The 14,130-nt window shown below is 57.8% G+C and carries 15 protein-coding genes; 7 read left to right on the top strand and 8 right to left on the bottom strand.

Features of this window, described 5'->3' with window-relative positions:
- Nucleotides 1–9 precede the first annotated feature (9 nt).
- Genes RMR16_RS08280 through RMR16_RS08270 form a run of 3 tightly spaced genes read left to right on the top strand, consistent with a single transcriptional unit; the run spans nucleotide 10 to nucleotide 2,663 of the window.
- A complete protein-coding gene (locus RMR16_RS08280; protein ID WP_320200426.1) occupies nucleotides 10–861 on the top strand; it encodes an ABC transporter permease in 852 nt (283 codons plus the stop codon).
- Between the two features lie 45 nt (nucleotides 862–906).
- Entirely contained in the window at nucleotides 907–1,884 is a 978-nt protein-coding gene (locus RMR16_RS08275) for an ABC transporter substrate-binding protein (protein ID WP_320200425.1), read from the top strand.
- A gap of 11 nt (nucleotides 1,885–1,895) precedes the next feature.
- Nucleotides 1,896–2,663, top strand: coding sequence for an ABC transporter ATP-binding protein (locus tag RMR16_RS08270; RefSeq protein WP_320200424.1), 768 nt, complete (start codon nucleotides 1,896–1,898; stop codon nucleotides 2,661–2,663).
- Nucleotides 2,664–2,832: 169 nt separating this feature from the next.
- Here the strand turns inward: RMR16_RS08270 and RMR16_RS08265 are convergent, their stop codons facing one another.
- Nucleotides 2,833–3,390 (bottom strand): GNAT family N-acetyltransferase, encoded by a 558-nt coding sequence (locus RMR16_RS08265; RefSeq protein ID WP_320200423.1) that lies wholly within the window; start codon nucleotides 3,388–3,390, stop codon nucleotides 2,833–2,835.
- A complete protein-coding gene (gene serB / locus RMR16_RS08260; protein ID WP_320200422.1) occupies nucleotides 3,387–4,277 on the bottom strand; it encodes a phosphoserine phosphatase SerB in 891 nt (296 codons plus the stop codon). Before serB ends, RMR16_RS08265 begins: the two co-directional genes overlap by 4 nt.
- Here serB and miaA point away from each other — a divergent pair.
- Complete coding sequence (gene miaA, locus RMR16_RS08255; RefSeq protein WP_320200421.1) at nucleotides 4,276–5,172, top strand: tRNA (adenosine(37)-N6)-dimethylallyltransferase MiaA; 897 nt, start codon at nucleotides 4,276–4,278, stop codon at nucleotides 5,170–5,172. The genes serB and miaA overlap by 2 nt on opposite strands.
- 151 nt (nucleotides 5,173–5,323) lie before the next feature.
- Here miaA and RMR16_RS08250 read toward each other — a convergent pair whose 3' ends face one another.
- Nucleotides 5,324–7,282 (bottom strand): ATP-binding protein, encoded by a 1,959-nt coding sequence (locus tag RMR16_RS08250; RefSeq protein ID WP_320200420.1) that lies wholly within the window; start codon nucleotides 7,280–7,282, stop codon nucleotides 5,324–5,326.
- A 399-nt stretch (nucleotides 7,283–7,681) separates the two neighbouring features.
- Between RMR16_RS08250 and RMR16_RS08245 the strand changes: the two genes are divergently transcribed.
- A complete protein-coding gene (locus RMR16_RS08245; RefSeq protein WP_320200419.1) occupies nucleotides 7,682–9,475 on the top strand; it encodes an acetolactate synthase 3 large subunit in 1,794 nt (597 codons plus the stop codon).
- Nucleotides 9,476–9,496: 21 nt separating this feature from the next.
- Nucleotides 9,497–10,069: an acetolactate synthase small subunit gene (ilvN, locus tag RMR16_RS08240; RefSeq protein ID WP_320200418.1), complete on the top strand. Its 573-nt coding sequence runs from the start codon at nucleotides 9,497–9,499 to the stop codon at nucleotides 10,067–10,069.
- A 199-nt stretch (nucleotides 10,070–10,268) separates the two neighbouring features.
- Here the strand turns inward: ilvN and RMR16_RS08235 are convergent, their stop codons facing one another.
- Nucleotides 10,269–11,114: an aldo/keto reductase gene (locus RMR16_RS08235; protein WP_320200417.1), complete on the bottom strand. Its 846-nt coding sequence runs from the start codon at nucleotides 11,112–11,114 to the stop codon at nucleotides 10,269–10,271.
- Between the two features lie 138 nt (nucleotides 11,115–11,252).
- On the opposite strand from RMR16_RS08235, the gene RMR16_RS08230 reads away from it, so the two are divergent.
- Nucleotides 11,253–11,846, top strand: a complete 594-nt coding sequence (locus tag RMR16_RS08230; RefSeq protein ID WP_320200416.1) for a LysE family translocator — start codon at nucleotides 11,253–11,255, stop codon at nucleotides 11,844–11,846.
- 4 nt (nucleotides 11,847–11,850) lie between these two features.
- Here the strand turns inward: RMR16_RS08230 and RMR16_RS08225 are convergent, their stop codons facing one another.
- The 4 genes from RMR16_RS08225 to RMR16_RS08210 form a co-directional block, all read right to left on the bottom strand.
- Nucleotides 11,851–12,627 (bottom strand): anti-sigma factor family protein, encoded by a 777-nt coding sequence (locus RMR16_RS08225; RefSeq protein WP_320200415.1) that lies wholly within the window; start codon nucleotides 12,625–12,627, stop codon nucleotides 11,851–11,853.
- On the bottom strand, nucleotides 12,624–13,184 hold the full coding sequence (locus RMR16_RS08220; RefSeq protein WP_320200414.1) for an RNA polymerase sigma factor: 561 nt from the start codon (nucleotides 13,182–13,184) through the stop codon (nucleotides 12,624–12,626). The genes RMR16_RS08225 and RMR16_RS08220 overlap by 4 nt, the downstream gene beginning before the upstream one ends.
- Complete coding sequence (locus RMR16_RS08215; RefSeq protein WP_413786014.1) at nucleotides 13,168–13,545, bottom strand: COG4315 family predicted lipoprotein; 378 nt, start codon at nucleotides 13,543–13,545, stop codon at nucleotides 13,168–13,170. The genes RMR16_RS08220 and RMR16_RS08215 overlap by 17 nt, the downstream gene beginning before the upstream one ends.
- A 98-nt stretch (nucleotides 13,546–13,643) precedes the next feature.
- The gene (locus RMR16_RS08210; RefSeq protein WP_320200412.1) at nucleotides 13,644–14,123 is read right to left on the bottom strand and encodes a DUF2269 family protein; all 480 of its coding nucleotides are present in this window, start codon (nucleotides 14,121–14,123) and stop codon (nucleotides 13,644–13,646) included.
- Nucleotides 14,124–14,130 lie beyond the last annotated feature (7 nt).

Below are 14,130 nucleotides of genomic sequence, written 5' to 3'. Positions count from 1 at the left end.
GATAAGATCATGTCGTTTGAAGACACAAAAGCCGTTCTGCCGCGATCACTGGATTATGGAGAGACGGAAAACCGTGCGAAACCACTCTGGCCAGTTGTCCGTGGCGTGCTGGGGCCGTTCCTCGCGCGCTATGGCCTCGTTTTGGCGTTTCTGGCTGCATGGCAAGTGTCCAGCGTTTATGGCTGGATCAATCCCGCCGTTTTTCCGCCGCTGGATGCCATTCTCGTTGCGCTGTGGAAGGGCATTTCGAGCGGCGCCCTGATTGGTGACATAGCGATCAGTTTGCAACGCTCCGGCATTGCCTTTGCCGCTGCCGTTATCGTCGGTATTCCGCTTGGCCTCTTCATGGGGCAGGTCCCCGCGGTGGAACGGGCGCTGGACCCGCTGTTGCAGTTCTTCCGTCAGACATCTGCGCTGGCGCTTTATCCGGTCTTCATTTTGCTGCTCGGTCTCGGGGAATCGTCGAAGGTGTTCGTGATTTTCTGGGCAACGCTGTTTCCCATTCTTCTGTCCACCATCGGTGGCGTGAAGGAAGTGGATCGCAAGCTGATCGAAATGGCCAGAACCTATGGCGCAGGATCCATCACGATCTTCCGCCGTGTGGTTTTGCCTGCCTCGACACCGGCTATTTTCGTGGGCCTGCGCCTGTCCGCCACCAGCGCTCTGCTGCTGTTGATTGCAGCTGAAATGATTGGTGCAAACAAGGGCATCGGCTTTCAGGTCATGAATGCGCAGTACAATTTCCAGATCCCGCTGATGTTCGCCACCATTCTTCTGCTCGCCATTCTGGGGCTGCTGGCCAATGGGGTGCTGGTTGTTCTGCAACGCAGGCTCTGCCGTTGGTCTGAACCATCCCGTTGAAATAAAACAGCTAAATTCAATTTCTCTTTTCAAAGGAAAAACGTAATGTCCTTCCATTCCCGTAAGCTTTTACTACCTGTCGCTTTGGCCTTCGGCCTCGCCAGCGCCGCTTCTGCCGCAGATCCGGTCAAATTTCGCTATCTGGCAAGCCAGGGCGGCCTTTCTGCCCATGAGCTGGCCGACAAGCTGGGTTATTTCGAAGGCACCGGCATCACGATTGAAAATTTGGGCTATGCGCAGGGCGGCCCTGCGTCGCTGTTTGCTCTGGCATCCGGTGATGTGGAACTGGGCAGCGCTGCAACGTCGGCCGTTCTGAATTCCATTGTCGGCGGCAATGATTTTGTTGCGGCGTTCCCATCGAACGGTATCAACGATCAGGTTCAGTCCGCGTTCTACGTTCTGAACGATAGCCCGATCAAGTCGATCAAAGACATTGCCGGCAAGACGATCGCGGTCAACACGCTCGGCGCGCATCTGGATTATACCATTCGCGAAGCCCTGCATTCGGTAAACCTGCCGATCGATTCGGCAAAGCCCGTTGTGGTTCCCGGCCCGCAGCTTGAGCAGGTTCTGCGTTCCGGTCAGGTGGATATTGCCGCGTTCGGCTATTGGCAGAACACGTTCGAGGGCAAAGCCATAGCCGCTGGCGGCATTCGCCCGATTTTCGATGACACAGATATCCTGGGCGATATCGCTGGCGGTTTCATCGTGTTGCGCCGTGACTTCACCAAGAAGCATCCCGAAGCGTCGAAAATCTTCGTCGAACAGTCGCAGCGTGCGCTGGACTATGCGCGCGAGCATCCAGAAGAAACAAAGAGGATTTTTGCAAAGGCACTCGCAGAACGGGGTGAAAACCCGGATATCGCCCAGTACTTCCGCGGTTATGGCGTTCGTCCCGGCGGCAAGGCTGTCGACCGTGACTTGCAGTTCTGGATCGACGTGCTGACACGTGAAGGCAAGATCAAGCAAGGTCAGGTTTCGGCCAAGGACATTCTGTATTCGCCCCAGACGGCCAGCAACTAAGGACGTTTGATATGACCGCTGCGCAAGCTGTTCGTGGGGAGGTGGCGGTTCGCCATCTCTCCAAATTCTACCACCTGAATGGCAAACCGTTTCAGGTGTTGAAAGACATCAATCTGAAGATCGAATCCGGTGAAAGCCTCGCTATCGTCGGCGCCAGCGGTTCCGGTAAAACCACGCTTCTTCGGATTCTTGCCGGGCTGGAACAGGCCGATAGCGGCGATGTGCTGATCGATGGCAACGAAGTTCACGGCGTCGGTTCGGAGCGTGCGGTCATTTTTCAGGAACCGCGGCTCTTGCCATGGCTGACGGTCATCGAAAACGTGGCCTTCGGGCTGGAAACGCAGGGCGTGGCCAAGGATCAAGCCAGGGAGCGCGCCCAGCGATACATCGATCTCGTTGGTCTCCAACAGTTTGAAACCGCCTATCCACGCCAGCTTTCCGGCGGCATGGCCCAGCGTGTGGGCATTGCGCGCGCACTCGCCGTCCAGCCGGAAATCCTGCTTCTGGATGAGCCGCTCGGCGCCCTTGATGCGATGACCAAGATCAGTATGCAGCAGGAACTGGCCCGCATCTGGCGCGAAGAAGATGTCACCACCGTTCTCGTGACCCATGATCTGGAAGAGGCGATTTACCTCGCCGACCGCATTTTGATCCTGCCGCGTGAAAAGGGCGCACAGCCCCGCATGATCGACATCGACCTGCCGCGCCCGCGAGATCGCAGTTCGGCGGCTTTCGTGCGCCAGCGCGAGGAGTTGCTGAATGTGTTCGGGCTGCATTGATCGGCGTTAGAGGCGGGACGTCTACCCCATCTTCCGTCACCCCGGACCTGATCCGGGGTCTAGCAGCGTCGCGTCTGCGGCGCGCAAGAGTCTTTTAACCGCGTGGACACGCGGTTGCTGGATGCCGGATCAGGTCCGGCATGACGGAATTGAGGTACGGAGTTCGGCTTCACTTCCCCTGCCACCGCTCCAACGTCAGCCCATAGGTCACATGCAGTTTGAGGTGCGGGTGAGTGTCCGGCACGCGCGGATGCTCGAAATCGCGAGATGGGTCGCGAATGAGGCCGATGCGCCTCATCACCGCGGTTGAGCGATGATTGTCGTGCACTGCGAAGGATACGATTTCCGGTGTTTTCTTTTCATCGAAGGCCATGACCAGCAGCGATTTTGCCGCTTCCGTCACATAACCGTGGCCCCAGAACCGGGTCGCCAGCCGCCAGCCGATTTCCATGGTGCCGAGCGGGAAAATACCGTCCAGATTGGCGGGTGCGACGCCGCAAAAGCCAATCGGCTCCCCGGTTGCACGCAGTTCCATGGCGTAGAATCCGTAGCCGGTGGCGCGGATCATGTTGTTGACACTCTCCAGCGCCGTATCGGATTCCTCGTGGCTGCGGCGCCAGGGAAAAAACTCCATGACTTTGGGATCGGCATTGATCTCGCGAAAAAGGTCGCGGTCCGTGTCTTTCCATTCCCGAAGGATCAGCCGTGGCGTTCCGCGTATAATCATGGGACCACGAAATCTGCTTTGCGATAGCCCTGAAGATAAAGAAGTGCCGTCAAGTCACTGTGATCGATACGAATTTTTGCTTCCGCCGCAACAGCAGGCTTGGCATGAAGTGCAACGCCAGAACCGGCCAGATGCAACATGCCCAGATCATTCGCGCCGTCACCCACGGCCAACGCATCCTCAGGCGAAATGCCGAGTTTCGTGGCGATGTCGTTCAGCGCGTCCACTTTGGCCTGTTTGCCAAGAATGGGCTCAGCCACGGTGCCGTCCAGGAGACCGTCCTTCTCGCCTAAAATGTTCGCGCGGTTTTCATCAAAACCAAGGGTCGCTGCGATGCGGCTGGTGAAGACGGTAAAGCCGCCGGACACCAGCGCGGTGTAATGGCCCTTCGCCTTCATGGTGGCGATGAGTTCCATGCCGCCTGATGTAAGCGTGATACGCTTTTCGATTACTTCATCCACCACCGAAATCGGCAGGCCTTTCAGCAGCGCCACGCGTTCGCGAAGGGCGGGTTCAAAGGCGATTTCGCCATTCATGGCGCGGGCGGTGATGACGGAAACCTTGTCTTTCAGGCCGACTTCAGCGGCCAGCTCGTCAATGCACTCCTGCCCGATCATGGTCGAATCCATATCGGCAATCAGGATTTTCTTGCGGCGCGTATCCTGGTCCTGAATGGCGATATCGATAGGCTGGCCCGCGACCGTCTGACGCAGAAGCGCCTCAGCCGCTGCGGCATCCGTGCCATCGCGCAGCACCAGATCACAGGCAATGCCATCCGCCAGCCAGTAGAGACCGGACGCGTCCAGCGCTTTTGCCGCGGCTTCCGCAAGTGCGGAAGTCACAACAGGATTTGACGGATTGGCGATAAGCGTGGCAACCAGAGCCATGATGAAAAACCTTGATGACGAATTCGATGCGATCCTGATAACCGGCCCGACGGCAAGCGGCAAGTCCGCGCTTGCGCTTCGTTTGGCGCGGGAGAACAATGGCGTCGTCATCAATGCGGATAGTATGCAGGTTTACGACACGTTGCAGGTGCTGACGGCGCGGCCTTCCGTGGAGGACATGCAGGGCGTGCCGCATCATCTTTATGGGCATGTTCCCGCCTCCAGGCTGTATTCGACCGGCGAATGGCTGCGCGAAATCACGGCACTGCTCGGCGCTTTGCGGGGCGAGGGACGCTTGCCGGTCATCGTCGGTGGCACGGGACTTTATTTCAAGGCGCTGACGGGTGGCCTTTCGGATATGCCGTCCATTCCGGCGCAGATTCGCGAGCGCTACAGAACGCGGCTGCTCGAAGACGGACCGGCTGGGCTGCATGAAGAATTGTCGAGCCGCGACCCGCAGATCGCATCCAGCCTTCGCCCCACCGATGGCCAGCGCATCGTGCGGGCGCTGGAAGTGCTGGAAGCCACCGGCAAATCCATCCGCACCTTTCAGGATGCCAGTGGCCCGATGATCATCGATCCGGCGCGGGCACAAAAAATCGTCGTGCTGCCGGAACGCGCCGTGCTGCACGATCGCATCAACCGCCGTTTTGCGGGCATGATGCAGAGCGGCGCGGTGGAGGAAGTGCAGGCGCTTCTGGCGCTCGATCTTTCCCCTGATGCAACAGCCATGAAGGCAATTGGCGTTTCACAGATCGCGGACATGCTGGCGGGGCGGATGACCGAGGCTGAGGTTATCGAGAAAGCCGCTGCGGCGACGCGGCAATATGCCAAGCGGCAAATGACGTGGTTTCGCAATCAGATGGGAGATGATTGGGAGCGGGTGGTGCCGTGAGGCTGCGGCTCCACACACTCCAACGTCATGCTCGGGCTTGTCCCGAGTATCGACAACGTTGAATTTGTATTGACGTGATTAGATCCTCGGGACAAGCCCGAGGATGACGTCGAGTGTAAGGCCAAGCTTAGTGGTATTACGCGACCCGAAGCTAGTCTTTCCTGTAAAGACTACCCAGAGGTTTCTTCAGCAGAGAATCCCGTAAAGACGGCCTTGCATCCTCGCTGAACAAAACACGTGCCGGTTCAGCCTTGACAGCAGGTTCCGGCACCTGCGTGTACACCTTCTGTGAAAACACCGAACTCCTCGGCAGCATTTCTGGCCGATAGGGTTCGTGGCTGTTGCCGCTGTCTTCGTTGAACGCCTGTTTCCAACTGTCCAACTCGTCATCATCCGCGTTCTTGGCGATATTTGCCTCGTAGCTTTGGCGGAAGCCGGAGATATCAGGGCCGGAGACGGCGCGCATGCGTTTGACGATGGAACGCAGGTCCACCGTATCCGGCGTGTCTTCGGCAACCGGTGGCGCGACGCCGCTGGCTTTGGGGAGAATATGGGTGGGCACACGGTTGAAGCGGATGCGCATCGGCACGCTGATCGCCTCACCGAAGGCGATCGCCTCGCCATTGCCGATGGAGGAGAGGAAGCTGGTGGTGGAGACCGAGGAATTGGGGATGGCCGAGCGGATGATGTCCTGATCGTTTTCGTTGGAAAGCCGCATGGCGAAAACCGTGGAGCATTGCGAAAGGATCGTCTGGTCCAGTTCACCGGGACGCTGGGTGATGATGCCAAGCGAAACGCCGTATTTGCGGCCTTCCTTGGCAATGCGGGCGATGGCCTGACGCGTGGGAATAAAGCCGAGTTCGGGGTCGGCAGGCACGTAACGGTGCGCTTCTTCGCACACCACCAGCGTGTGGATGGCGCCTTGGCTCCACAGCGCCAGTTCAAACGCCATGCGGCACAGCACCGATGCCACCGAGTTGACGACTTCGGAGGGGATGCCCGCAAGCTGGAAAACCGAAATCGGTTTGCCTTCTCCCGGCACCCGGAAGATATGCGCGACGGTCTCCATGATCGTATCGCTGATGGTGCTGTTGGAGAACATGAAGTGGTAACGCGGATCATTGATGGCCGACATGATGCGCATTTTCAGGTTGCGCAGCACCGGCTTCTCGTCACGCCCTTCCAGCCGCCCGATGCGCTCATCGATCAGCGCCAGCAGATCGGCGATGCGGTAGGGAACGGGTGTTTCCGACGTCAGCGAGGATTTTTCCGAGGCCCGGCGCATGACGGAGTTGTCTGCGCCGCGAAAGGCGCGCTTCGCCTCCGGTATCAGGTCACGCAAGATGTCCAGCTCTTCGACAACGGCTTTGCGACCGCGAAACAGCACTTCGGTAAACTCTTCCAGCTTCATCAGCCAGAAGGGCAGGTCCAGCGTGTCGGTATCGATCACCACGGACGTGGTGGGGAAGGCGGCGGCGAATTCATTGTGCGGATCAAGAATCAGCACGCGCAGCTTCGGGTCTTTTTCGATGGCCTTGTGCAGCAGCAGGGAAACGGCGGTGGACTTGCCGACGCCGGTGGAGCCGAGCACGGCGAAATGTTTCGACAACATCTGGGGAATGCTAATCGTCGCATCCACGCTGTCATCCTGCGTCAAGCGGCCCACAACGCAGCTTCCTTGCCCCGTATTCTCGTAAATACGCATCAGGTCGCTGGTGCGAATGCGGTGGGCGATGGAGCCGAGATAGGGATAACGCGAGATACCGGTCGAGAAACGCTCCGTGCCGTCAGGCGAACGGGAGATTTCGCCCAGCAGTTCCACGTCGATCAGCAGCGTGTTGCTGGTTTGATCAGACCACGCGGCTTCGCCCGTCTTCATGGCATAGGTGAGGGCGGCCACGCGGGTTTCGCCAAGGTCGATGGAAATAAGCCGGCCGACGGACCACAGTTCGGCAATGTCCGTTTTGCCCGGTTCCGTGGTCGCAGAAATCGTGGCGCGGGAGCCCGTGCAGGACACAACGTGGCCGAGGAGGCGGTTTCCAGCCATCAACTCGTCACGGCGGTCCTGTTCGCCCGCTTTTGCCGATTTGCGAAGGTCGTCGTTAAACACGTGTCGCCCCAGTCATAGGTCGCTTTGGCCTTTTTCATTTGGCCACAATGGGTTGGTCCCGGTTATTGGCGCCAAGTCTACAATATTGCGTTTAACAACTGGTGTAGCTGCGACGCATTTTTATTTCGCGAATAGGCTATTTCTCGCAACAAATGGAACGAATTACGATTTTTTTCCGCGATGTCCGTTGACGCAGTTGGGTTTTGTGTCTAACACTCCGGCCCATGAAAAATCTTAACGTACTTATCGTGGTGGGACGGCGCATGGGCAGGATGGTGTAACCATCCGGCGAAAGCACCCATGCGCTGAACGAGGCTCCTCAAGGGGCCTTTTTTTATGTCTTCACACTGGCCATAAGGCCCTCACGATATCCAAAGCCAAATCGGGATGGAACAGGCAATGACGGATAAGGACAACACGGAAAACAGCAATCGCATGACGGGCGCAGAGATCGTTCTGAAGGCCCTCAAGGATAACGGCGTAGAGCATATCTTCGGTTATCCGGGCGGTGCGGTCCTTCCGATTTATGACGAGATTTTCCAGCAGGACGATATCCAGCATATTCTCGTGCGCCACGAGCAGGGTGCAGGCCACGCCGCTGAAGGTTATGCCCGCTCCACCGGCAAGGTCGGCGTCATGCTGGTCACATCAGGTCCCGGTGCCACCAATGCCGTCACGCCCTTGCAGGACGCCTTGATGGACAGCATTCCGCTGGTTTGCATTTCCGGTCAGGTTCCGACCTCGCTCATCGGTTCGGATGCGTTTCAGGAATGCGATACCGTTGGCATCACGCGCCCCTGCACCAAGCACAACTGGCTGGTCAAGGACGTCAACGAGCTGGCCGGCATCATTCATGAAGCCTTCCGCATTGCGCAAACCGGTCGTCCCGGTCCGGTTGTTGTCGATGTTCCCAAGGACATTCAGTTCGCCACCGGCACATACACGCCACCATCCGCAGCCATTGCGCAGAAGAGCTATGCGCCAAAGGTTCATGGTGATCTGAACGCCATCCACGCGGCAGTCGAGCTGATGTCGAAGGCCAAGCGCCCGATTTTCTACACCGGCGGTGGCGTCATCAATTCCGGCCCGGATGCCACACGTCTGCTGCGCGAACTGGTTGAATTGACCGGCTTTCCGATCACCTCGACATTGATGGGCCTGGGTTCCTATCCTGCATCCGGCGAAAGATGGCTGGGCATGTTGGGTATGCACGGTTCTTACGAAGCCAACATGGCCATGCATGATTGCGACGTCATGGTCTGCGTCGGCGCCCGTTTCGATGACCGTATTACCGGTCGTCTGAATGCGTTTTCGCCCAACTCCAAGAAAATCCACATCGATATCGATCCATCTTCGATCAACAAGAACGTTCGCGTTGACGTTCCGATCGTTGGCGATGTCGCGCATGTTCTGGAAGACATGGTTCGTCTGTGGCGGGCGCTGCCCAACAAGCCTGAAAAGGCGCAGACGCAAGAATGGAACGGAGAAATCACGCGTTGGCGTGCCCGCAATTCCTTCGCCTACAAGAACTCCAAAGACGTCATCATGCCGCAATACGCGCTTCAGCGCCTGTATGAAGCATCGAAGGGCCGCGACACCTACATCACCACCGAAGTTGGTCAGCACCAGATGTGGGCCGCGCAATTCTTCGGTTTTGAAGAGCCAAACCACTGGATGACCTCTGGTGGCCTCGGCACCATGGGTTATGGCCTGCCTGCCGCCATCGGCGTTCAGGTTGCGCACCCGGAAGCCTTGGTGATCGACATTGCCGGTGATGCATCCATTCAGATGTGCATTCAGGAAATGTCCTGCGCCATTCAGCATAATTTGCCGGTCAAGATTTTCATCCTGAACAACCAGTATATGGGTATGGTACGCCAATGGCAGCAGTTGCTGCACGGCAACCGCCTGTCCAACTCCTACACGGAAGCCATGCCTGATTTCGTGAAGCTGGCTGAAGCCTACGGCGGCGTTGGCATTTATTGCGATGATCCGAAGGAGCTGGACGAAAAGATTGCGCACATGATCGCGGTCGATAAGCCTGTCATTTTCGATTGCCGCGTGGCCAATCTCGCCAATTGTTTGCCGATGATCCCGTCTGGTAAAGCGCATAACGAAATGCTGTTGCCGGATGAAGCCACCGACGAAGCCGTTGCCAATGCCATCGACGCCAAGGGCCGTCAGCTAGTTTAAGAACGGGAAGAGGACAAAGATATGAACGCACATCTACAGCCCACCGGTTCGGCCTACTTCATCCAGAAGGAAACGGAAACCGTCGAGAACCACACGCTGTCGGTTCTGGTCGCCAACGAGCCGGGCGTTCTCGCCCGCGTCATCGGCCTGTTTTCCGGTCGTGGCTACAACATTGAAAGCCTGACGGTTTCTGAAACGGAACATGAAGCGCACCTCTCGCGCATCACCATCGTTACCCGTGGTACGCCGGGTGTGCTGGAGCAGATCAAGGCACAGCTGGAACGCATCATTCCCGTTCACCGCGTCGTGGACCTCACCGTCCGCGCCCGCCAGAACGGACAGGATCGCCCGATCGAGCGTGAAGTGGCGCTCATCAAGGTTGCCGGAAGCGGTGAAGACCGCGCCGAAACCCTGCGCCTGGCAGATGCCTTCCATGCCAAGGTGGTGGATGCCACGCTGGAACATTTCATCTTTGAAATCACCGGCAAGTCGTCCAAGATCGACCAGTTCCTGTCGATCATCAAACCACTGGGGCTTATCGAAGTCTGCCGCACCGGCATCGCTGCGATGAACCGTGGTCCTCAGGGGATGTAAGCATTAATATGCCGTCATCCCGGACTTGATCCGGGATCCAGCGCGATCAAGTCCTTGATCGCAAAAGGGTCTTTTGACCGCGCAGACGCGCGGTAACTGGATGCCGGGTCAAGCCCGGCATGACGGAGGCAAGGTTCGCAATCGGATTCAACCCCCTCAAAAATTGAATCCGCAAACCATCCCAACCACCTGAAAACTCTCACAACATTTCCAGCGACACCTTCTTCTGCGGCGGCGGAAACGCTGCGTCCAGCGCTGCCCAATCCGCATCGCTGATATCGAGATCGGTCGCGCCGCGATTTTCTTCCACCCGTTCCGGCTTGGCGCTTTTGGGAATGGCGATGACGCCATCGCGTTCCAGAATGAAGGCCAGCGCCAATTGTGCGGGTGTGGCCTGATAGGCTTTGGCGATGCGGATGAGTTCGTGGTCTTTCAGCAGTTTTCCCTGTTCGATGGGCGAATAGGCCATGACGGGAATGCCGTGCTGCTGGCACCATGGCAGCAGATCATAGTCCGGGCCACGGCGGGAAAGATTGTAAAGCACCTGATTGGCCGCGCAATTCCTGCCATCTGGCACCGAAAACAACTCCTCCATATCGTCCGTATCGAAATTGGAAACACCCCAATCCGTGATCTTGCCTTGCGCTTTCAGCGTCTCGAAGGCCTCCACTGTTTCTTCCAGCGGGTGAGAGCCACGCCAGTGCAGCAGGTATAGGTCCAGCCGCTCTGTTCCCAGCCGTTTCAGGCTGCGTTCACAGGCTTCGATTGTGCCTTTGGCGCTGGCGTTAAAGGGATAAACCTTGCTGACCAGAAACACCTGATCGCGCAGGCCTTCTATGGCTTGCCCGACGATTTCTTCCGAGCGTCCATCCGCATACATTTCCGCCGTGTCCACCACCGTCATGCCAAGCGCCACGGCTTTGCGGATGCTGGCAATTTCCTGCGCTTCATCGGAACGTGCTTCGCCCATGTTCCACGTTCCAATTCCCAAGGCGGGAATGCTGGTGCCGGAGGGCAGGGTGACGGTTGGAATGTCGTCGAACATGCGGGTGCTCCTGTTTCAGTCGATAGAATAAACCAGATTCCGCGCAGGTCGATCCATCAAAACTTGTGAGCATTTCCATTCCTGTCAATGGCTGGCATTCAGCCATGCGCGTGAGTAGATTGCGGGCCAGAGGATGCCATGACCATAGAAACCTTTATCGCGCTTTTGCTGTTCGCTTTTACGACATCGATAACGCCCGGGCCAAACAATATGATGCTGTTTGCATCGGGCGTGAATTTCGGCTTTCGCCGCACCATTCCGCACATGCTCGGCATCGGCGCGGGCTTTTTGTCGTTGCTGATTGGCGTTGGGCTGGGGCTTGGCGCGTTGCTGCATTCCATTCCCGTGCTGTATACGGCGCTGAAATTTGCCGGCGGCGCTTATCTCTTGTGGGTGGCGTGGAAAATCGGCACGTCGCGAACGTTGAGCGATGGCAAAGCCGGTGCCGCACCCATGACCTTCCTCGGTGCTGCCGCCTTCCAGTGGGTCAACCCCAAAGCATGGGTCATGGCCGTGACCGCCATGGCGACCTACACGGATCAAAACCAGTATGTGATGACCGTCATGCTCGTGGGTGTGGCCTTTGCCGCTGTCAACCTGCCCAGCGTTTCGACATGGGCGGGTTTCGGCTCGGCGCTGCGGGAGTGGCTTTCCGTGCCGGTACGGTTGAAATGGTTCAACATCACCATGGCCGTTCTGCTGGTCATCAGCCTTTGGCCGATGTTGAAATAATGCATTACGCTGGAAACTGGCGATAACATTCCTCGGCAATCTTCTGGAGATCGGCCTTGGCAACTTCGCCAGACACCGCATAACCCAGCCCATTGTCGATCCAGTAGAACGTCTCGATACCATCGGCGCTTGCCAGCCGGAAACTGGTTTCGCGATTGTCAGGGTTATGACCGATCAGCACCGTCACCCGTTGCCCGGCCTTGTTTTGATACATCAGCATCGCGCCAGGCCTGTTGCTGACGGGAACTAGCCGCCCGCCGACCAGATCAAAACCGATGCCGGTCAAATCCGGAATGGTGAAGGGCGCGCCGAGGCGCTTGCCAAGCCATGTTCCCAGATGCTGCTGTTGATCCGCCCCCACTTCCACGGGGTGACGCACCTCGCTGGCATAAATCAGATAGGCGGACTTGGATTGTGCGGAAATATCGACCGTTTCAGTCAATGAGGATGATGGCAGCGGTGTCGAGCGCATCTGCGGCAAAAACTGTCCGGCCACGGCACCGGCGGTAAAAATGAGGCAGGCGGCGGCGGTCCGCATCAGCACGGGCGCCCAGCGGCGCGGGGCAGCTTTCAGCAACAGGCGGTCGTTATCGCGCCCGGTTTCGTAAGGCGCAAAGGTCACGCGCAGCAAGCGCGCCTGCGCCTGCCATTCCTCGATGCGTGTGCGATCTTCCGGGTGGTCGGCAAGCCATGCCTCGACGCGCAAACGGTCCGCTTCGCCCAAGTGGCCATCCACATAGGCGTGCAGATCAGTTTCGGTCATGGCGTTATTGCTGTTCATTTCGGTCTCCGGAGAGGAATGATATTGTCTGCCGCAAGCCGTGTCCGCAACGCTTCGCGTGCACGGGAAAGGCGGGACATGACGGTGCCGATGGGAATGTGCATCATGTCAGCCACCTCCTGATAGCTGTGGCCTTCCACCGTCACCAGCATCAAAACGGCACGCGCATCCGGCGGCAGTTGCGCCAGGGCGCTGTGCAGCCGGTCGTTTTCCAGCGTGTCACCCAGGGCATCCGGCAAGCCGATATCCTCCTCATGCCCGTCCAGACTTTCGGATGGATGGCGTTTTTCGCTGCGGTGCCGGTTGCGGTAAAGATTGGTCATAATGGCATAGGCCCATGCCTTCAGCCCGCCCCCGCGCCACTGATGCCGATTGACCAGCGCCTTTTCGATACAGTCCTGAAACAGATCTTCGCCGTCTGCATCGCAGTGCGAAAGGCTACGGGAATAGCGCCGCAGAACCGGCATGAGGGCCAGCATCTGCGCTTCGAACGAGCCGTTGGCGGGGGCGAAATGTCCCCGCCGCTCATTGCCGTTGCCCTTATGGCTTTGCGACATCCCAATTACCGCCCATGCCGTCTCCTGTCATGTCGCCCTTCTTCATATCCTTTGCCCAGTAATAAAGCGGCATGCCATCCTTGGCCCATTGCATCTTGCCATCCTTGCGGGTGACGAGAGTATATGCACCATCGGCCTTGTCGCCATCGGATGCAAGGAACGGCGGCCAGTTCGTCGCGCATTTGTCGTAGCAGCTGGACTCGCCCTTCATATCCTTCTTGTAGGTGTAGAGCGTCATGCCCTTGGCACCGGCAAGAACATTGCCCTTGTCGGTCTTGACCGTTTCAACCATGGGTGCGGCAAAGGCCGAGCTTGCAATGGCAAACGCCGCAAGCGAAATCACAACACGCAGTTTCATCATATCTCCTCCAGAGTTCCCGGCAGCTTTTTTGCCGCCAACGAACCTAAGACACCTGACAGGGCGTGTTTATTCCATGCCGTGTAAAAAAACTTGCAGCTTCAATTCCAAAGTGGAATATCCGGCTTCATCAACATCAGCCAGAAAATGCCGATGACGGCGAAAAATGCAGGAAAACCGCAGGCGAACCAGATGCGGTAGAGCCGAAACCATTGTGATGGCAAAGGCGTGTTGAACGCCACCGAAATGCGGGCAATATCGCGCAGCTTTATCTGTATCCACACCACCGGCAGCCAGAAAATGCCGACGAAAACATACAGCAGCAGCGACAGGAAAACCCAGCCCTCGGTCAAAGACCAGCCGATGCTGCGCGCCAGAAGATAACCCGTGATCGGCTGAATGATCGCCGCTGTCGCCGTGAACACCGTATCGGCAATCACTACCGTTCCCGACACATGGGCAATCAGCGCCGGATTTTCAGTTCTGCGCGCCATGACCATGAAGAAGGCGATGCCCGCACCGGTTCCGAACAGAACGGTTGCGCCGATGACGTGGGCAAGGCGAATGAAATCTTCGAGCATGGTGTCG

This window comes from Agrobacterium sp. rho-13.3 (assembly GCF_033957765.2).
Classification (GTDB): Bacteria; Pseudomonadota; Alphaproteobacteria; order Rhizobiales; family Rhizobiaceae; genus Agrobacterium.
This window is presented reverse-complemented; position numbering and strand designations above follow the sequence as displayed.